Here is a 20170-nt window from a genome sequence, read left to right on the forward strand (position 1 = left end):
CTCAACATATGAAATTCTTTTAGTATAGATTGGTGCATTCTGAAACCATCAATCTTCACTCTTTTCATGCTCAAGCTCCTCCTTTCTAATTTATGTTTTTATTCTCAGAAAGCTAAATAAAGACCAGGTACTAGAGATCTTTTTTCCTGAATGCATATTGTTCTAAAGACATGAAAAAATAGCTTTTCTAAAGACATTTCTATTAATCTCTTATTGTTGAAATAAGTATAACTCAATCGAAATTTGGAAAATGTTCCTCTCTAGAGAAAATGCACCACAAATAAAAGTGGATTAAACATTGGTATAATAAGCTTTTGGAAAAAGTTATTATTTTTTTCTTATACGATTACCGCTAGATTATGCACCAATAGATATAAAATGCACCATTTAAAATAAATGAAGATTTATTAATAAACCATTGATAATTGTAGATTTATCTATAATGTAAAGGATTATATTTATACGGGTTCCGCTATAATATCTTTGAATTGGTGCATTTTAAGTTATGCAGCAGTCGCAGTAATTGATTTTCAGTATTTGAACTTTCATTTGGATTTTTTTAAATTAATTACCAACTTTCTTTTAAAATCAAGGTTTTTAATCCATACAGGTTCCGCTAGATGCCCATCAAATGGTGCATTTTTAGTGGTGCGTTTTATTTTTATTTCTATACGGGTTCCGCTATAAATTCAAATAGCCGGCTGTTAACCCCTACAACCTCCGCAGAGAAAAAGAGATATAATATCTATTAAACCCTTGATTTAGAAAGGTTTATATAAGTTAGTTATATCAAAAGTGGTGCATTTCTTTTGATAAGTGGTGCATTTTGATTAGGCATGTCGGGTAAAATGGTGCATTTCTCGATTTTTTAATTTTTATTTGGTGCATTTTGATATTATTAAGAGGACAAATTCACCCCTTTTTCTAAGGAGGTTAGAAAAATGAAATATGAAGACATACCAGAACATTTAATCCTAAATTATGAAGCTCTGAAAATTGTTCTTTTTGAGGAAGTTAAATCACTCTTTATGGATCGCCCTCATGTTTTGTCAAAGTGGAGCAGCTTAGCGTATCAAATGACAAAAGAAGAAATATTAAATCAAAAGCCCACAGATGATATGCGTTCTTTTGGAGTGTTAATCTCCCTTTTTACAGAAGCATTTTTTCACCAGAAACCAATTACTAAGGAAATGATCAAAGATGTTGTCTCCTCATCTGGTGACACGATAAAAGCATTTATAACAGGTCATCTGCATCAGGAGTTTCCTGAAGTCGAAGTGAAATATAGTTTTAACGACAATAAAATTGAAGAAGCGCTAGAGAAGGACTATATCCTTTCCAGCACGAATATGGATTTTCATCTAATGAGAGATATGGTTACGAAGAAGAATGATTTCAAAGAAGGCGAAGCAGGTTATCTAGCGACTGAAATTATAGACAATCGAGGTAACGTTAAAGGGGTTGCTGAGCTGCGGCCCCATGAATTACAAACTGAATTAACGATAGAGCAGCAAGTATGGCTAGAAACCTTGGGTGAAACGCTTAACTCGTTAGATGACTTGACCGCGGATTTATTTGATTTGATATCATATTTATGGCTTACACAGCCAAAGTCGAGTGATGGATACATAGAGTTTCATAGTAATGATGCTTTGCGACTAAGAAATATTAAAAAGAGAAGTTTTGCTGGTAAAGAATTTGATTACCGGGAAGAAGACCGTTTTAACATTATGAGAAGAGTAGCGGCACTCTCAAGTATTTGGGTATCCTTAGGCGATCAGACTATTAAGATTGTAAATACGGAAGGCCTTCAAGATAGCGAGCTGTATAAATTTAAGGATTTCCAGAAGATGTTTGAAATAGGAAAAATACGTATAGCCTATGATAAGAACACAGGAGAAGCTAAAGGAATATATGCTGTCCAGGTGCGCCCTACTTCTATTCTAACTCCTTATCTGGAAGGTCCTAAAAAGACACTTGGTATATTAGATTTAAAGGTCTTTAAATACAGCCATACCAGCCAAAGAGCTCATAAACGGCTGACAAGGTATTTAAACCTCCAATGGAGGATCAGAACGGTTAGGAACACGCTTGGGCAGCCATTTAAGGTAGGAACTCTTTTAAAAGAAATGGACTTCTCCTCCCGTTATACTGGAGTTGCACTGAGGGATAAATTTGAAAACACTTTGGATGATCTCCAGGCTGATGGTGTTATAAAAAAATGGATGTATTTAGATGAATTAGACGAAGAAATGGTAGGAAAACGAAACTGGGTTAAAGAATACTGGAGTAAGTTAAATGTACATATTTTGCCGGCTGATTATATTGTAAAGGAAAACAGAAAGATTCTTTCTTCGCAACCAGTGACTAACAAAAGATTAATTGAAACATCCATAGCGCAAAGTGCAGCAGATATTGAATTAGTACCAAGCGGACATTCCATGGCTATACAAAGTGCAAAAGACTCACAAGAGCCGATTGCTTTAACTCCAGAAAAAATGAAGGAAGCATTGGAGTTTTTAAATATTAGCATCCGGCAAGCAGCTGAGGAAATAGGCATTGCTCACACTACCCTATCGCGCTATATAAAAAGGGAAAATAAAAGACAGAATAAGAAAAACGATGAGAAAATGTTGAATTGGCTGAAGCAAAAGCTTAATTAAACGTTGGAAATTGTTATTGAAACAATATTGAACATTGAAGGTAACAGGGGGTTAAGAAGAGGTACTTTTCATGTCCTTGATTGTGAGTTTAAGAAAAACCCTACTTTTACTGTGGCAGTAACAGCATATGAATGGATACAGTCTCAAATAAGGGAAAGTGGCTTTAGACAAACTGTAATTGAAAAAGTGACATGGAATGAAAATAAGGATATTACAGAAGACGTAAAGCAAATTAGACCAATAATAAAAGATGACTTACCATTTTGAAAAGGCCGAACTCATAGAAGAGTTTGGCCTTGTTCTTCAGTTGGAGAAAATGGTCCTTCTTTCATATATTTTCCACAAAGTTTAGATGCTTACTCTCCAACCATACCATCATTGTCATTATCTCGCATATACGGGTATAACCAATGATCGCTCATTATTGGCATACTGTAACCTGCATCTTTTGCTTCTTGAATAGTTACCTGGCCGTTGCCATTTGTATCGACACTAGAAATATCACCTTTTTTGTTTGAGCTAATTGAATTTGAAGGTTTGCTACCTGTTAAACCAAGCGATTCGTTTACTTTATCAGGGTTGACATTGTCGAATTTATCAACAATCTTATTCCCTTTTAAAGTATAGGTATACTGATAATGTGAAGGAATCTGCGTATCTGTATTAGGATATGTTATTAATGCTTCAAAGTCTGTAGCTCCACCCGCTTTACGGATTGCGTCTTCCATATAAGCTTGGTCACCGTGACGGTTGAGTGTGCTTTCTTGTGGAGTAATATTGTAAGCATTCGATACCCCACCCATAGAATCTGCGATAATGTGTCCTTCGTCCATATCGTCTCTTTCAACACCTGGAACTTTTGCCTCATCAGAGTAGTATCTGCCAGACGATAATACAGGTTCTGTACTGTCATCTTGTAGAATAATTTCATCGGCAATGACACGCACTAGTTGTCCGTGTTCATTTGTAAACGCCCAATATTTACGATCTCCAAAGCCAATATCAACAACTATGTTAGATTGACGATATCCAGATAAATCTCCACCATCAACTTCAATCAATTTGTATCCTGGAAACAGTTCATTATTTTGTTGGGCTGGTGCTTCCTTTTCTACTGGTTCATCAACAATTGTAGTAGTTTCTTCTTTCTCAATTTCCGCTTGATTGATATTTTCAGTTGTATGAACTGTGGTTACTTGCGAATCTGTTTTTTCTTCTGTAACAGATACATCTTCTGTGTTCGTACATCCAACCATAAAGATAACCGCAAAAAGCAAGGTTAAATAGTTTTTCATTCTTGTACCCCTTATAATAACTTTAAACACATTTAAGTGTATTTTATCATAATGTTTATCTCTGAATTATATTTAATTACATACGAAAGGAAATTAAGCAATCGAAGATTTTTATTCTACGACATAAGAAAGAGCTGGTTTATCCGCTCTTTATATTGGAGAAAAGCACCCTATAGTTAAGTGCAATGCTTCACAAACTCAACTTCACACCTTTTTTATGCTCCTCAAGTTTGCTTCCAATCCCATTGGTTTTTTTTCTATCTCATAGTAGCTATAAATATCTGTTCACCTTGTTTATTACATTCTATGATTACAGTAATATCATCACCCTCGTGAACAGCGTTCAATTCTGTATGAATAAGAGAATATGAGTAATTCTTTTCCCCAGACTTATTAAACATCACTCAACACCTGAATTTTAAAAAAACGCTCAGACTTCTGAACGTTTTTATACAATATTTAATTAATGTTTTTTTTCTTCTTTTTATCACCAAAATACTTCCACAAATGATATGTGATCCAAAACAAGAGTACATATAAAATTGAGAACAAAGAGAAAATTGAAGTATGTTCAAGGAAAAAATCTGATGTTGATGCAAAAACAACGAAATATATTAAGATTATTAAGAAAGGCACCAAAAGAATTCAATAACGCTTATCTTTAAAAGTTTTAAAACTAAACAAAGGAATCACCCCTAAAATTTAATTTTAGCATTAGCTAGGGTTTTCTCCCTGTTGTTCAATCGCTATTTTAATACTTTCTATTCCAGGGAAATTGTTATGTGCTTGCTGTACTTCGGTGAGGCAACGAGGACAATAAACCTTTTTAAATGGGAAGAAGCTAGTTTTTTAACGCTTTTAACTATTGTAACATTTTACTAATCTAACTAAAATACCTTATTGAGCAAACCTGCCCCATTTGTTGAATAAGAAAAAGCCGCCTGATTCGCAGCTGTTCTTGAACAGTTGTAAAGTGAAAATAATGTTGTTTAATTTACATTAAAGCCATAAAAAATAATAAAGATGTTGAATTTTTATTAATCTAAAGATGCAAAAGGCGTATTATGCGTTAAATTAAGTGTAATTAGTATGTAGAGGTGCGACTGATGAACTCGTTGAATAAGTTTTTTGAAAAAAAAACATTAGTATTTTTAACTATATTTCTTATTGGTCTTTTTCTCTTTTCCTTTGGGTTTTCGTACATTTTCGTATTTGTTCAATCTCCTATAGGAATAATCAGTAGTGAGCATTCTTCTGATTGGTTGCTATGGATAGGGAGTTTCATTGGTGGGGCAATTGGTGGTATTTTTGCCTTCTTTGGAATAAAGATAACTTTAGAAAATCAAAGAAAGGAAATACAATTCGAAAACAAAAAAAAGGCCCTCCCTTATATTGATGTAAAAGCCAGTAATTATGATTATAAGTATAAATATATTCAATTTGATTTCTGTTTTACAGAAGAGGGAACGTAAAGATATAACTGATACAGCAAAAATAACTATAGCTTTGGAGAATGTAGGACTAAGGGAATTGTATGATTTGTATATCGGTGATATTGAATCAACATATTTTAAGGCTACGGCAGATTACTTTTACACAAGTCCAATAGTCTATTGCAACAAATTTATGGAACTAAATCTCTATTTTTATGAAAAAGGTTCCTATGATAATGATAATTTAGAAAGTCGTCATCACACGCTTATTTCCCCACTTATTTTTAAATGCTATTTTAGAGATTGCTATGACAATTGGTATTATCAGAAGTTTAGCATTTCGTTAATGCATTCAATAACTCCAGACGTTAGTGTAGATCAACGAGCGCTAAATATTAATTTTGAGAGGTATGAGATATTGTCTCAACCAATCGAAATCCCTGAAGAAGATTTACCGTGGAAGAATGGGAAATCAGTTTGTCATTGCTAAAAATGAATGAATAAATTTTAAATATTAGTTAAACCACTTTATTATCTTTTTAATGAATGAAATTTGTATGGACTAATACGGTATTAAACAACTTTTAAGAGCCTTATTACATTTCGTATGTAGTAAGGCTCTTGTTTTTTATAACAATATTAAATGTAGTGTAGTGCTTTCAAAATTAACCATAATGATTAAACAAAGAAAAAATCCCTGATATCGGTCAAAAAGCAGGGGTTTTTGCATTTTAATGGACTTAGGGAAATGAATAAACTATTGCTGCTTGTTTAAAGCACAATAATTAGTAAGGATGTTGGTCATTATATTTCATACTTTTTAAGAAATCTATTTTTCTAATATCTTTATTATTATTATTATCTGCTCGATAACTGTCCTTAGATGAAGACTGGTAGACACGTAAATATTGATCAGGATTTAGTAAATAATACTTTACGTCTTCCTTTTGATGGATTTTTAAATCCTCTAATTGTACCCCTGCGAAATTCGGTAAAGTATCAATAATACCAAACTCAACTGATAACCCCTCTTTAAAGAACTCATGTTCATGCAAATCAATTAGGCAATATTCCATTGAATTCATGATTTTCACAATATCAATCCAGTTATGTATAGATAATTCAGGCGGCACTTCCCATCCTCTTTTATCACCAGGTACATGAATATCTATGTCTTGAGCATCCCAACTCTTTCCTGTTATGACTTCTAAACCAACCGAACCCATTAACAATGGAATAATATCAATATCATTTAGTTTTTTTGCAATTTTAATAAACTCATCAAACTTGTGATTATCCATTTGCTCCTTCACCTTCCCCGATTTCACCATAACTATATTTTACAAACCTGTTTGTCAGTTCAATAACACAGGCTCTTGCTCTTGTTTTTCTTCTAATTCATATACTTCATCCCACTCTATTCCACAAGCCGCTGCATGTATTTTAGGATCGTATTTCTGGTCATTTTTTAAAAGTGTATAGGATAAATTTCAATTACCCATTTCTGCCTTCCTACTAGATGTTCAGTTACTATCAAAAATAATTAAGTGATGTGAGCGCTATATCCTACATTAAGTTATTGCTGACGTACCATCCTAATAGCCAACCAAAGATTCCGCTTATTATTCCTAAAAAAATCATTGTTGCCCCTTGCTTATCCCCCTTGTAATCTCGCCTTATTACAACTCCTATGCAAATAGGGAAAAACAATAGCATAGGCGGCATTAAGTTAAAAGTTAATAAGATGACAGATAACCACCCAATTGTTAGGAGTATACCTTTACCATTTTTTTGTTCACTTCCCATCAACTCACCTCAATTCATATCCTAATTTTTACATTTATTACTCATTCTATCATATAGAAAGCTTTGAAATTATAATTCTTTGATTATCTAATCAGCTCCGATACTTTGATAAGAAAAAGTAGTTCATATTTATTGAAGAATCACAAGTATAAAAGAATATGTGCCCATTAATAAAACAGGGCCTTTTAAGCTATGATAATAGATTGTTATTAAGAAGTCTTATATTCCTAACAACTGACTAAACCGTTGCTAAATCTTTATTCACTAAAAGGGATTTGTGACGAAAAAAACTCTATAAACTAAAAAATGGCTTGCCAAAACTATTGTAGTTAGCAAGCCATTTTTATTGCCATTTATTTGATATGCACTTCAAAACGAAACTTTTTTCATTATGAGATAAATTCTACAAAGGAAGGGATACGTAATTTATTTTCTTTTGTCAGGTTACGATATTTTACCTTTGCCTTTATTTTTGGTTCCAGGAAAATAAAGTCCTTGTTTTCATCAACTACATAATTACGGTACTCTTGATAAAACTTTTTCCTCGCTGCAGGAACCATGAACTCCATTAATCCAACAGGTCTCATTTTTTTCCCCTCTTCCAAGCTTAGAAGGAGTCCAAATTCGTTTTTTCTCAATCCTGTAATGTAAACATCAGCGAAAGAGTAATTGATGACTTTAAGCCAATTATGAGACCTATTTTTAATTTTATATAAGGAGTGTGCTTTTTTTATAACAATCCCTTCTAGTCCATGCTCTTTGGTTAAATTAAAATATGCTTCCGCATTTCCGGTTGTCCATTCGACCGGTGCTATATATTGAGAAGGTTTGATTAATGATTTTAATAGTTCTTTTCTCTTGAGCAGAGGTAAATGTGTAATTCTTTTCTCCTCAAGATAGATAATATCGAATACACAATACTGTATGGGTTGTATTCCATTTCTCCCCGCTTGAAATCTGCTCATTGTTTCCTCGAAATCAGGTTTACCTCCAGGACCAGGCACAACTACTTCTCCATCCAGGATCGTTCCATTTGGGATGTCTATATTCAGGAGCTCAGGAAACTTCCCTGTTATTTCATTTCCATGTCGAGTATATAGTTTTATAACGTTATCCCATTTAGATAGAAGTAACCTAATCCCATCTATTTTTAAATATCTCTATTTAATTGCACAATAATATTTTGTACAAAAGTATGTGGTTAATAGCTTATTAGAACAACACTTTTTAGCAATTGCACAAATAATCGTTGTACAAAAGTACGCACAATGATATTATAGAAAATGCTGCATATCTACATTTCTTACCTTACGGTATTGTTGCACATAAATATAAATGCTGGAGGACACATGGGCAATTTAAATGCATCTACAATAATGCCCCTTCAAAACTATAAATTTATCATGGTCTCCGTTTGGATTGATTGGGGAAAATTAAGTGATGGGAAAATAATAAAAAAGCAGTTTGCGGTAATTGCGTTAAAAAATCTTATTACTGATACCCACATTATTCATCCTGTAACAGAGTTCATTTTACGTTATTGGCAGACAAGAAAGTTCAATACACAAAAAAAGCATGCTTTAAACACTGTTAAATTCCTCAATCACTTACTAATAAACAGACGGAGGATGGACATTCGATCACTGTCCGAGGTGCAATTAGCAGACGGAACTAACTATCTTAATACGCTGACATCGGGTGGACAGTCCAGGGAAGCAGTAAAAGATAGCGAAAGGACACTCACCTATTTTTATCTTTGGTTAGTCGATAAGGAAATCGTAAGGGATCTTGATAAAAGCATGTTTGTGAAAAAGGAAACCCTTCAAGGATTCAGCTATTACGAGTCCCCTTTTCAGGTGATTTACCCAGACCATCGAGCGCCAAAAGTTGAACATTCTTTTCCTCTTAAATACATCCCCCTTTTATTAGAAATTGCAATCATTGAAGCAAGACCTATTGCACTTGGAGTTTATCTACAGTTATTCGGCGGGCTTCGAGTGGGAGAAGTGGTCAATTTAAAACGGACCCAAGTGAAGAGGCGAGTTGCCAATGGAGATTTTCTTTTTGAGGTAACAGATCAAAATTTTCGTTCGGATCTTAAGGATAGTGCGGGTAGCAATTATGTAAAACGCACTAGAAACCAAAGAATTTTTCAGATTAGAGATTGGGGAGAGTCCTTATTTAATGATCATCTTCAATTGTTCAAACCCGTGGATAATTCGAACGCACTTTTTATTAATAGGGATGGAAAAGCTATGTCTGGGCGTAGTTATCGTCAATATTTCGATAAGGTAAAGAAAAGCTTTCTCAATTACCTAAAAGTATACGGTGACATCGAGGATAAATTACTTGCTCACCATTTGAGCACGATGAGTTGGTCTACCCATATAGGAAGGGGAACCTTTACAAATATGTTAGCAGAGGCGGCTGAGAACCCTTACGATATCGCATTTCCGCGTGGAGATAAAAGCCTCATTTCTTCCCTAACCTATATGTCACGGACAGAGCGCATTCGAAAAAAATTAGAACAAAAATTTAATACGCTGCACGAAGCTTATATCCCAAAACTGATTGAACAGCGCAAACAACAAATGGAGGATTAAAGCCTTGCAAAACAGATCGGAATATCTTACACAATCAGAACTCGCAAGAGTTTTTAATGTCTCCCATAGCACCATTAATAGATGGATATCCGAAGGAAAAATACCTTCAATCGTTAATATTGAAGATAAATCTTTCATTCCAAAGGAAGCCATTCCATTGATAAAGGTAAACATTGGATATATAAATACCGATGAGTACATGGGACTTCAGGAATTTCTTGAGTTGTTCAATATCAGTAATGAAACTTATCTAAATTGGATTAAACGAGGTTGGATTAAGGGCGGCGTACAATATGGAGGCAAAGCCTATATCCCACTAAATTCCTTAGACCAAATAAAAAAATCTAGTGGTTATGTGAACGAAGCGGATTGTTTAACTCTTAAACAATTGAGTGACATACTTAATGTCAGTCCGGAGAAGATATTCAGATTCATTAAAAGTGGCTTGCTTGTGGATTTCAATCTATACAAGGATAAATATCTTTTCAGATTGGATTCTATTAAAGATATTAAACAAAGCATCGGTTTTTTCGACGGTTTCAATCCCAATGATTACTTGAGGATAAACCAAGCAAAGGAAAAATTGGGACTCGATTTCAATTTTTCCTACTGGAAACGGAAAATACCTTACACTCTGCATTTAGGTACCCCTTATATCCATACGAAGGATTTAAACCTTGTATTTGACCTTGTAAAAGGCAAAAAGAAAATTGAAATCATTAAGCCTGAGCTTGAGGGTTTTTTGAATACCACAAAGGCTGCGGAATTGTTACATATGGCTAAAAGCACGGTATCCCAACAAATAAATAGCGGCAAGATTAAGGGCGCTATTAAGGTTCGCTCCAAGTGGATGATTCCGATACAGTCAATCGAGGATTATAAGGAACAACGTCGTATTTCTTTGAGTGAGAAAAGAAATGCAGTTGCTAAACCAGCCAATACATTACAACTTAAAATGATAGCCGAAAAGACTGGTGTGTCATTGCAAACGCTGAGGATTAAGGTCAGAAATAAGCAGCTATTTCCAAATGCCCAAAAGGTTAAAGGAGTTTATTATATACCAATTGAAGAGGCAAATCACTTTATTGAGACCACTCCCCATCAGCGATACAAAAAAAAGGTGGACATTTATACGAGTAAAGATGCTTTAGAAGAAATTTTAGAGTTTATGAATACCTTTTGTTTGCCTTTTCATTTAAGGAAAACCCAAGATTTATATGCCGAGTTCTGTAAGATTAAATTGGGCAAATTGAGGGGTATTCCAAATCATATTCGTACCTTTTTCAATTATTACAGGTCTGTGTTCGAGATTTTACGCACTCTTGATAAAAATCTATATCAGCTGGATGTTAGTGATATAGATGAACTTCTAGCTAAGCGTTTGAAGAACGAACATTCCAAACGAATTTTCGTATCGTTTTATAACTATTGTTATTCGAGTTTAAACCTTCCAGTCCCAAAAAAGTATGTTGTCTCCAAAGCGAAAAATAATACTCAAAAGGAAAAGGAAATTTACACTCCTGAAGCTTTTTTTTCCTTCTACATATATGTGAAAGAAATTGCGTTGCATTTGCCAAATGCCATAAATAATCAACATTATGCAAACATGTGGGCATTTACTATAATGCACCTTACAAACGCATGGAGAGCTTCTGACATTGTATTTAATACACCTCATATTGAATTGTCATCGATACAGGTTGATTCTTTTGACTGGTTCAATACTAATGCTTTAACAATAACGCAGTGTCAGAAGGTCATTAATCAGCTGTATTTGCATTTTCGCTCAATTAGAACGAGCAAAACCAATGCGTTTGTTTCATTTTTAGTAGAGCCCGCACTGGTTGTAGCTTTATCTACCGCAATGATTGTTTCAGAATTACATAGGCAAAAATCATCCCAATCATTTCTTCTTGACTCATTTTTCCATGGGAGAAAAAATAAATCGGTGGCTACCTCTGGAAAGGCTCGGCATCAAGAATTTTTTAAATTTGATACATCCCTCGAACCCTTTAAAAGCTTAAAGTTTAATAACAGTACCATGACGTACCTGTTTTATAGCATAACTGATGAGGATGGGCAAGATTCTGATATAGCGCTGGAGCTTACTCAAAGGGTAAGGTCTCATAATAGGGCGGAAACTACGAGCATTTATGTACAAGCTACAAACGATGATGGAAGCCTGAACCAAGTATCCACCAACTTATTCAGGCGAGGGCATTTCGGTTGGCTCTATAATTTTTTAATACTATTGGCTACTGAAAATGATGATGTCCCCCGAACCATGGAGGAAAAAACAGAGGCAATTTCAACACTGCGAATTGAATTAGGCAGTCCATCGGACACCGAAAGGTGGGCTCAATTTCTTTTACAGATTAGGCAAAAACGAAATTCGGTTATGTCCCGATTGGCGAAAATGAGCAAGGAATCTCTGATAGAACTACTTGTAAAAATTTTTAAAGGGGAAATGCCTTCAAAGACCGAACACGCTCAATGTTTAACTGCCCCTTCATGTGAATATCCGAGATTGAACTCGTGTTATTCATGCCCAAACATCATCCCTAAAAATTATTTGTTCATTGAACTAAGTGGAGAATTTGACCGGTTGATAAAATCAATCGAAACCACTGAGCATGATGTTGTTCGAAAGAAGGAATCGTATTTTCTTATGAATTTATTAACCCTACTTGATGAAGGCATCAACTTTTTCGGGGAGGATTATATTGAAGCGTATATTAGAATCCAACATGTACGCGATAATCTTAGCAAACTATCCGACAAAATTAATATTGAATAAGGTGGACAACTTGGAATTAAAACTGTCTCAGGAACTGTTCGGAAACGCAATGGTAAGTGTTGTGGAACAAATTCAATTCGATGAAACTGAAAATGAACGATTTTTGATCACATTTTCAGCATTAAAAGAAAATGGGTTTATTGTTGCGGACTCTTTCCTCGATCACGTGTGGATTATGCCGTGTAAGATAAAGGCTAACGATTTTCGGCTAGAGTTTGATATCGAAATATACAGAGACTTAAATCAAGCTGTCAAAGCCTTTATCACCTTACGGAGATCCGCCGGGGTAAGTCCACATAAGTGTTACGACGAAGTGCAATTGCTTAAGAAGACGATAAGGGTTACCAACGGGTTGAAAAGGACAGATGAGCTTAAACACATGATGTCAACTATGGCAGCGCCGAGGGCTTATTCCCTTTCAAATTTGTTGAAGACCTTCATCAGTTTCTTTCCCTGTGAACATGGTGAGGAGATACTGGCAATCTGTAATACTGTCGCTTTCGCAAAATATGGGAGCAGAGACTTGCCCCACTTTCATGATGTCTTAGTATTCAATGATATCGTAAATGATTTTTTTCAGACAAAACCGGTCGAGCAGACCCTGAAATTTATGCCAATTATGATTTGGTGGCTTATTACCAATATCTTGCCTCAGCGACCTACGGAGCTACTTTTAATGAATAGGGACTGTCTGGAACATAAGTCTGATGGCTCCTTGTGGCTTAAAGTGCCGAGAATCAAGAACGAAAATGATTCTCCAGAAAAAATGATCAAATACGATTCAATCCAAATAGATCGTAAAGCGTACCAACTTTTCTCTTTATACAAAATAAAGCTCGCTGAATTAGGCATTGAAGATCACTACCTTTTTCCAAGGGATTTTTATCAAATGTTCAGGAAAAGACCAAAACGACAGGCATTTAATAGAATGACTCTATATAATTTCGACGTTTTATTGGAGGAGTTCTATAAAGAGGTCGTTGAGGGACTATATTCGGAAACAAGCCTTGAGAGAATCAAACCTGGAGATACCAGGCACTTTGCGATAATTAATATGTTTTTACAAGGTTTCAATATGCTTTCCATCGCTAGAATGGCAGGTCATGATGTGATTGCCACTCAGGAGAATTATTACTCACATGCAGAACATTTTTCTCAATCATATGTCTATATACTCGCTCAAAATATACTTGAACGAAAGCTCTCCGAAACTATGCCGCATGGATTTATTGGCTGGAGGCGTGGTGCATATGATAGAGGAAAGATTTACGATAACCAAGACACCTTAAATATGTTAAAGGTAGATTTTGGATATTGTAAGGAAAAAAGCGACATCTTCCCTACCACATGTGTAGAGGATTGCAGGTCATGCAGCAACTATGTTTTTAAACCGGACATTGATCAATACGAACAAGGGATTGAATGGCTCCAGGACTATTCCGCCGCGCGTGAACAGCGTATGAATGAGGTCCTTTTAATAATGAAGGAGCAGTGCAGTTCGTCGCTCCTATCGACTCACCCTCGCTCTGAAGAATTATTGAAGACAAATTCAATGAAGCTAATAAGCTGCATGAATCAAAAAGCAATGATTGATTCAAAATTGATGGAGGAAGGCAGATATGACTAAGGCGCAAGAAGGACGGGCTGCGACAAAAGGCAGACCGTCCAACTATAGTGACGAGCAGCTCAAAGAATTGGCGTTAGAGATAAAAAATAAATTCAAAGGAAAAAAACTGACCTATCTTTTCTTGGAAAAGGAAACCGGAATCGGAAGAAATACATGGAGCAGACGCATTTCTGAAACGATCGAGGAATTAAATAAACCTATTGCACGGTCAATCGGATTGTCCGATAGTGATGATGTTTACTTCCCAAACATTGAACAAATCTTTGAAATCTACAAAAACGATAAGAACAAAATAATCAATGAACTTCTTTTCATCGAAACAGCATTCTATGACCTCTACAATGAAGCTATAAATCTGAAAGAGGAACTCAATCGAAGAAAAGTTCACAGCGAGGAGTTAAGAAAGAAAAACGATGATATACGGCTATTGCGGGAACAGGTAAAACATTACGAGCAACTTTACAATCAGCTAATGGTTTCAAGTGCATTCCCTCACCTGCAATCCCAGAACCAGATTAAGGATAATTTGATTCGGTTTGATAAGAAAAACAAGAAACATTTAACTCTTGAAAACTTAGAAACCTTGTTTGAAACGGAGGAAGGACTTGATTACGAGGGTACTGATAACAACCACAACCTGTCAAACATGGAAAACAGGTTTAGCAATATATTCAAAAAGGACCGTTAGGTCCTTTTCACTGTTTTTTTATTGAATAAGGCAATTTTAAACAAAATAACCAGGGAAACCCCTGGCTAAAAAGAGAGATTAAATAATTTATTCTTTTACTCTTAGTAATCTTAAACTATTTAAAGTAACCAGCAGAGTAGCCCCCATATCAGCAAATATCGCAATAAATAGGGTTAACCATCCAGGTATGACCAATAATAATGCAACAGCTTTAATCGCTAACGAGAAGGTAATGTTTTGCTTGATAATTGCCAATGCCTTACGGCTCAATTTAATGGTATATGGCAACTTGCTTAAGTCGTCGGACATTAGAGCAATATCAGCCGTTTCTAAAGCCGTGTCGGTTCCTGCACCACCCATCGCTACACCAACAGTTGAAGCAGCAAGAGCTGGAGCATCATTCACACCATCTCCGACCATTGCTACACTTTGTTGCTTTGAACGAAGTTCCTTAATGAAATACAGCTTATCTTCTGGAAGCAAGTCAGCTTTAATGTTAGAAACGCCAACTTGTTTTCCGATGGCTTCGGCAGTTCGTTTGTTGTCACCTGTAAGCATAACGGTTTCTATTCCCATATTGTTTAACTTGCCGATAACTGCTTTGGATGATTCCCTCATTTCATCGGCTACGGCGATGAATAAAAGTATCTCTTTTTCTGTCCCTAACACCATCACCGTTTTACCTTGCATTTGCATTTCAGCAATTTTTTCTTTCCTGTCACTCGAAATGCTTCCGTGCAATTCTTCAAACAAATTTGGACTTCCCACATAATACATTTCATTATTCACTTTGGCTTTAACGCCTTTACCCGTAATTGATTGGAAATCCTCGACAGATACATCATTGAATTTCAGTCCATTTTCTTCTGCTTTTCGCATTATTGCTGAAGCAAGAGGATGCTGCGATCCTTTTTCAATGGCTGCTGTGATTAGCAACAACTCATTCTGATCTCCACCAAAAGTTTGAATGTCCGTCACAGCAGGAACACCTTTTGTTAATGTTCCTGTTTTATCAAAAGCAATGGCTCTAAGGGCTCCTGACTCTTCTAGATGAATACCGCCTTTAATTAACACGCCATTTTTTGCTGCATTTCCAATGGCAGTAACGACAGCAACGGGAGTTGAAACAACCAAGGCACAAGGGCAACCAACAACGAGGACCGCAAGTCCCTGGTAAACCCACTCACTCCAAATCCCTCCGAAAAAGAGTGGGGGAATGATTGCGATGAACAGTGCCAAAACGATGATCAAAGGCGTGTAATATTTCGCAAATTTATCAACGAACGTTTGAGAGGGTGCCCGTTCTGCTTGGGCTTCTTCGACTAAATGGATTATTTTCGAGATCGTTGTATCTTCAACCCGTTTTGTTACTTTAACTTCAAGTAATCCTTCTTCATTTAACGTTCCTGCAAACACTTCATCATCAATGGTTTTTGCTACTGGGACACTTTCACCTGTAATGGCAGCCTGATTTAGTGTTGAAGTCCCTTTAATGACTACTCCATCCATCGCAAGTTTTTGACCAGGTTTCACAATCATAATGTCTCCGACTTGAATATCCTCAACGTGGACCATCATTTCTTCATTTCCACGACGAATTAATGCTTCTTTCGGGGCAATATCCATTAACGATTCAATGGATTGACGAGCTTTATCCATTGAATAACGCTCTAGGGCTTCACTGATGGCAAACAGAATCACAACCGTTGCCCCTTCACCCCATTCACCAATCAACGCAGCTCCTATAATGGCAATGGTCATTAGCGTATTCATATCAAATTTTAATCGGCTTAAATTTTTGAGACCTTTAATAAACAGCGAATATCCACCGATTAAAATGGACGCTGCATAGCCAATTGTCGGAAGGATGTGATTTTCCCCGTATTGCTCACCTAAAAACCAACTAATCACAAGCAATATAGCCGAAATATAGACCTTGATGTTCTCTTTTTGCTTCCAGAACAGTTCTCGCTCTACCTTTTTTTCATTTTCATCTCGTAATTTCAGGTTCTCAAAAGCACCTGCCTTTTCAAGTGCTTCTATGGTCGTATTGCCCGTAACCGTAATTTTGGAAGCACCAAAGTTAACTTTTGCATCTGAAACACCATCCAGGTGTTTCACGTTCGTTTCGAACGTTTTAGCACAGTCAGCTCAGGTGAATCCTTGAACACGGTATGTTTTCGATTCTTGTTCATTGACTATTACTTTTTGATCAGACATTAACCTGTCCCTCCTGTTTATGGGCTAATGCGAACATCATTATCTGCTTGATATGTTCATCATCTAACGAATAAAATGCGAGTTTACCCTCTTTTCGAAACTTCACGACACCTTGTTTATGAAGTGTTCTCAAATGATGGGAGGCATTGGCGACGGTAACACCTACGATATTCGCAATATCACATACACAAAGCTCTTCATCCTGGCAGAGAGCGTAGGTGATTTTTGCCCTATTTTCATCAGCAATCGCTTTTAACATTTGAGCAACACTAGAAATGTCTACTGCTTTTAAATCTCCTTGTATTCGATTCACTTTTTCTTCGTCATAACAATAGATTTCGCAAGTATCCTTTTTCATATTCCCACCTCGGTTCATTCAAATATCCGCTTGAATAAAGTATACCCCTTCTGCACCGTTTCATTCAAGTTTTTATTTGAATGTTTTTCTTAATGCTTCTGTCTTTTTACCTAAGTCAGCTGGTTGTTAAAACAGGAATGTGAATAAGGCATCAAATGTTTTGTTTTCAAACAAAATATAAATTCCTAATCCTATGAAGACAATTGGAACAATCCAACGTTGATACTTCTCAATTTTTTCGGATACAAAATCCAAGTTGGCTAAACGATAACCGACATAGAGTAAAATTCCAATCATAATCAAAAAGACAATAATAGAAACTATGATTTCAGTCACGTTTAATGTTGTGAAATACGGTACATATATGGAAAAATCATCTGCACTGGAAGATAATACAATGAAAGTGACCGTCACAAATAATTGATTAAACCTACCTGAGGAAAATAGCGATAAAATGCTGCCTTCATCTTCATCCTCGTCGCCCTTAACCCATATCTTTATACCTAAGTAAAGTGGTAAAAGCCCAAGTAGTCCTATAACCCATTTTTGGGAAATTAGGTTAGTAACACCAAAAGCTACTAAAAGACTTGCTCCTATAACAATTATCGTTCCAATATACTTTCCTATCCAAATATGTTTTTCCTGTCCTTTTTTGATTTGTGAAAATAATAGAATTAAAATGACAAGGTAATCAATACCAGTTGCTACATAAATAGCTGCGGCTGTAAGTATAGTTGTTATCATTTTTCAACCTCCACTTCCCGGTGTGTCAGCACAAATTGAACATTTATGCAAACACTAAAAATATCTACTGTCTGAAATCCTGTTGTAATCGATTGACCTTTTCTTCGTCATTCAATAGATCTCGTAAGTATCTTTATTCATATTCCCACCTCTTTCTCATTCAAACTTTTACTTGAATATAGTATACCTCTTATTCATTTCCTCATTCAAGTATTTACTTGAATGAAAATAAAAAAGAATTGGGGGAATCCCAATTCTCGCAATGAGTGTTTTTGTTACAAACCTGACACGTCAGTTTTAGGTGAATAATCTTGCCCATTGATTAGACAGAAGAAGCTGCCATTGCAGCACATTTATATATTTAGTATTGGGCTCTCTTTTTTTGTGCGAATGTCTAATTACAATGCCGATAAATACATAAAAATTTTTTCTCATTGTAAGTATCTAAGTGGATGGATAATGTACAAAAATATCCACTCATCCGCTATTTATGTACAGGAAGTTAATTATGTACAAACAACAAATCATAAAGAAACACATGGTGCATAAGAATTAGGATAAGATTTTTGTTAATGTGCACACCCATTTATAGAGATACTTTTAATTCGGAGATATATTCATTTTCATCAAATGGAAGCTCATCGAATGGAGGATTAAATTTATGCAATAACATTGGTGAAACAAACATCCATACCACCTCATTTCAACATTAACAGATACCTTCGATAGTATCCTTATATAATTGGTGGCAAGTTATCCAAATGCTTGTAAAGTAACCATATTGGAGGTTTCGAAGTCTGAATTTTCTTGACCCTAACATAATAAGGTAATATAATAAACACTATAAAACGGTGTAATTTAAAATGAATTTATTTTGTATTATTTACTGGCGGTGAATAGGATGAACACTTTGCTTAGTGCGGCTAATGCAGCATTGCAATATAACAGGGGAAAACAAACAGGTTTAGCTGGTTTAGTTTTTATAGGAATTGTTTTACTTGCTGCTTATCAATGGGATCATATCGTCCCTATTTTTGAAGCAATCGGTTTGATAAGTTTTCTCGATCAATGGGGTCTCATATATGAAGGTGAATCTTATATGACTGGATTCAGCATCTTTATGGTTGTATTTAGAATCTGCATTTTGTTTGTAGTACTCGGGTTTATATTATTAGTATTAGGAATTATTGTATCAATGGTTGGCTCTAGTGATATCGGTATTTTAATATTGGGTCTTCTTATCAGTATTATTGCCTTACCGTTTTATCTTGTCTGGATACTTTTCGAGACTATATTCACTCCGAAAGAAGTCCGGGAAGAACGAAAAAGAGAACGAATGAGAAAATATAAAGAAGCTAATAGTACTCCAATTGATATCATAAAGGAGAACTATAATGAAATTACTGAAGATGAGGCAATAAGGTATTTGAACCGAATTCCTACTAAGGGAGACCATTTATTCTTATTAGGGGTAACGGAGGAAAACGAAGTATTTTTTGTTTTTCCAAAACCATATTATTTAAATACTGAGAATTTCAGTGCTGGCCTATGGGGAATAAAATCCATTATGAAACGGTGCAATGGCTCAGAATTTGGTATTGGGCCATTTCAGATAGATATTAAGCCAGAAGAGATTTACCCAGGTAAAGGTATTCAGCCAGTCCCAATTGATCGGATTACTTTCTATCACTCTGATAATAGCCATAAGGATATTAAAGCGAAATCTCAGCAATTTAGTTACCGGGATGAATATAGAAAATACATTGATGAAATACAGTCAACATACTTTCAAAAAAAGGATAATTTAGAAAAAACCATTTCTATTACTCCAAATAAAGAAAGATTCAATGAAGCAGTCCATGAAATAGCAAATTTCAATGCTTCCAATGAAGAGATAGTAAGGATGATGTTACAATCTGAAGGAAGAGTACAATAG

The 20170-nt window shown here is 35.4% G+C and carries 15 protein-coding genes; 8 read left to right on the forward strand and 7 right to left on the reverse strand.

Translation table 11 applies throughout. The features are described 5' to 3' along the window. The first annotated feature begins 941 nt into the window (after positions 1-941). Positions 942-2663 carry a helix-turn-helix domain-containing protein gene (locus MKY20_RS24700; RefSeq protein ID WP_009336170.1) on the forward strand — a complete coding sequence of 574 codons (1722 nt, stop codon included), beginning with the start codon at positions 942-944 and terminating at the stop codon, positions 2661-2663. A gap of 3 nt (positions 2664-2666) precedes the next feature. After that, positions 2667-2930 carry a hypothetical protein gene (locus tag MKY20_RS24705; RefSeq protein ID WP_034297906.1) on the forward strand — a complete coding sequence of 88 codons (264 nt, stop codon included), beginning with the start codon at positions 2667-2669 and terminating at the stop codon, positions 2928-2930. 89 nt (positions 2931-3019) lie between these two features. Here MKY20_RS24705 and MKY20_RS24710 read toward each other — a convergent pair whose 3' ends face one another. Next, a complete protein-coding gene (locus MKY20_RS24710) occupies positions 3020-3958 on the reverse strand; it encodes a DNA/RNA non-specific endonuclease (RefSeq protein ID WP_009336166.1) in 939 nt (312 codons plus the stop codon). Positions 3959-5064: 1106 nt separating this feature from the next. Here MKY20_RS24710 and MKY20_RS24715 point away from each other — a divergent pair. Further along, positions 5065-5430: a hypothetical protein gene (locus MKY20_RS24715; protein WP_034297899.1), complete on the forward strand. Its 366-nt coding sequence runs from the start codon at positions 5065-5067 to the stop codon at positions 5428-5430. A 746-nt stretch (positions 5431-6176) separates the two neighbouring features. Here the strand turns inward: MKY20_RS24715 and MKY20_RS24720 are convergent. The 3 genes from MKY20_RS24720 to MKY20_RS24730 all read right to left on the reverse strand — a co-directional run bounded on the left by MKY20_RS24720 (position 6177) and on the right by MKY20_RS24730 (position 8345). Beyond that, positions 6177-6692 carry a hypothetical protein gene (locus tag MKY20_RS24720; protein ID WP_009336161.1) on the reverse strand — a complete coding sequence of 172 codons (516 nt, stop codon included), beginning with the start codon at positions 6690-6692 and terminating at the stop codon, positions 6177-6179. 265 nt (positions 6693-6957) lie between these two features. Continuing rightward, positions 6958-7197, reverse strand: a complete 240-nt coding sequence (locus tag MKY20_RS24725) for a hypothetical protein (RefSeq protein ID WP_009336159.1) — start codon at positions 7195-7197, stop codon at positions 6958-6960. Positions 7198-7586: 389 nt separating this feature from the next. Beyond that, a complete protein-coding gene (locus MKY20_RS24730) occupies positions 7587-8345 on the reverse strand; it encodes an ATP-dependent DNA ligase (protein ID WP_083805751.1) in 759 nt (252 codons plus the stop codon). A 201-nt stretch (positions 8346-8546) separates the two neighbouring features. Between MKY20_RS24730 and MKY20_RS24735 the strand changes: the two genes are divergently transcribed. Genes MKY20_RS24735 through MKY20_RS24750 form a run of 4 tightly spaced genes read left to right on the forward strand, consistent with a single transcriptional unit; the run spans position 8547 to position 14912 of the window. After that, positions 8547-9800, forward strand: a complete 1254-nt coding sequence (locus MKY20_RS24735) for a hypothetical protein (RefSeq protein WP_009336155.1) — start codon at positions 8547-8549, stop codon at positions 9798-9800. Between the two features lie 4 nt (positions 9801-9804). Then, positions 9805-12597 (forward strand): helix-turn-helix domain-containing protein, encoded by a 2793-nt coding sequence (locus tag MKY20_RS24740; RefSeq protein WP_009336153.1) that lies wholly within the window; start codon positions 9805-9807, stop codon positions 12595-12597. Further along, on the forward strand, positions 12524-14224 hold the full coding sequence (locus tag MKY20_RS24745) for a hypothetical protein (RefSeq protein ID WP_009336151.1): 1701 nt from the start codon (positions 12524-12526) through the stop codon (positions 14222-14224). Before MKY20_RS24740 ends, MKY20_RS24745 begins: the two co-directional genes overlap by 74 nt. Next, a complete protein-coding gene (locus tag MKY20_RS24750) occupies positions 14217-14912 on the forward strand; it encodes a hypothetical protein (RefSeq protein ID WP_009336149.1) in 696 nt (231 codons plus the stop codon). The genes MKY20_RS24745 and MKY20_RS24750 overlap by 8 nt, the downstream gene beginning before the upstream one ends. A gap of 87 nt (positions 14913-14999) precedes the next feature. On the opposite strand, the gene MKY20_RS24755 is transcribed toward MKY20_RS24750, so the two are convergent. The 3 genes from MKY20_RS24755 to MKY20_RS24765 form a co-directional block, all read right to left on the reverse strand. Then, positions 15000-17132, reverse strand: coding sequence for a heavy metal translocating P-type ATPase (locus tag MKY20_RS24755; RefSeq protein WP_083805750.1), 2133 nt, complete (start codon positions 17130-17132; stop codon positions 15000-15002). Beyond that, positions 17125-17490 (reverse strand): ArsR/SmtB family transcription factor, encoded by a 366-nt coding sequence (locus MKY20_RS24760; protein ID WP_009336146.1) that lies wholly within the window; start codon positions 17488-17490, stop codon positions 17125-17127. Before MKY20_RS24760 ends, MKY20_RS24755 begins: the two co-directional genes overlap by 8 nt. A gap of 126 nt (positions 17491-17616) precedes the next feature. Further along, on the reverse strand, positions 17617-18234 hold the full coding sequence (locus MKY20_RS24765; RefSeq protein ID WP_009336144.1) for a CadD family cadmium resistance transporter: 618 nt from the start codon (positions 18232-18234) through the stop codon (positions 17617-17619). Between the two features lie 901 nt (positions 18235-19135). Between MKY20_RS24765 and MKY20_RS24770 the strand changes: the two genes are divergently transcribed. Further along, complete coding sequence (locus MKY20_RS24770) at positions 19136-20170, forward strand: hypothetical protein (RefSeq protein ID WP_009336142.1); 1035 nt, start codon at positions 19136-19138, stop codon at positions 20168-20170.

The organism is Cytobacillus sp. FSL W8-0315, assembly GCF_038002905.1.
Classification (GTDB): Bacteria; Bacillota; Bacilli; order Bacillales; family Cytobacillaceae; genus Cytobacillus; species Cytobacillus pseudoceanisediminis.

Coding starts and splice junctions, on each gene's coding strand:
- MKY20_RS24700 (WP_009336170.1), top strand. CDS start 942: ATGAAATATGAAGACATACCAGAACATTTAATCCTAAATTATGAAGCT.
- MKY20_RS24710 (WP_009336166.1), bottom strand. CDS start 3,958: ATGAAAAACTATTTAACCTTGCTTTTTGCGGTTATCTTTATGGTTGGA.
- MKY20_RS24715 (WP_034297899.1), top strand. CDS start 5,065: ATGAACTCGTTGAATAAGTTTTTTGAAAAAAAAACATTAGTATTTTTA.
- MKY20_RS24720 (WP_009336161.1), bottom strand. CDS start 6,692: ATGGATAATCACAAGTTTGATGAGTTTATTAAAATTGCAAAAAAACTA.
- MKY20_RS24725 (WP_009336159.1), bottom strand. CDS start 7,197: ATGGGAAGTGAACAAAAAAATGGTAAAGGTATACTCCTAACAATTGGG.
- MKY20_RS24735 (WP_009336155.1), top strand. CDS start 8,547: ATGGGCAATTTAAATGCATCTACAATAATGCCCCTTCAAAACTATAAA.
- MKY20_RS24750 (WP_009336149.1), top strand. CDS start 14,217: ATGACTAAGGCGCAAGAAGGACGGGCTGCGACAAAAGGCAGACCGTCC.
- MKY20_RS24760 (WP_009336146.1), bottom strand. CDS start 17,490: ATGAAAAAGGATACTTGCGAAATCTATTGTTATGACGAAGAAAAAGTG.
- MKY20_RS24765 (WP_009336144.1), bottom strand. CDS start 18,234: ATGATAACAACTATACTTACAGCCGCAGCTATTTATGTAGCAACTGGT.
- MKY20_RS24770 (WP_009336142.1), top strand. CDS start 19,136: ATGAACACTTTGCTTAGTGCGGCTAATGCAGCATTGCAATATAACAGG.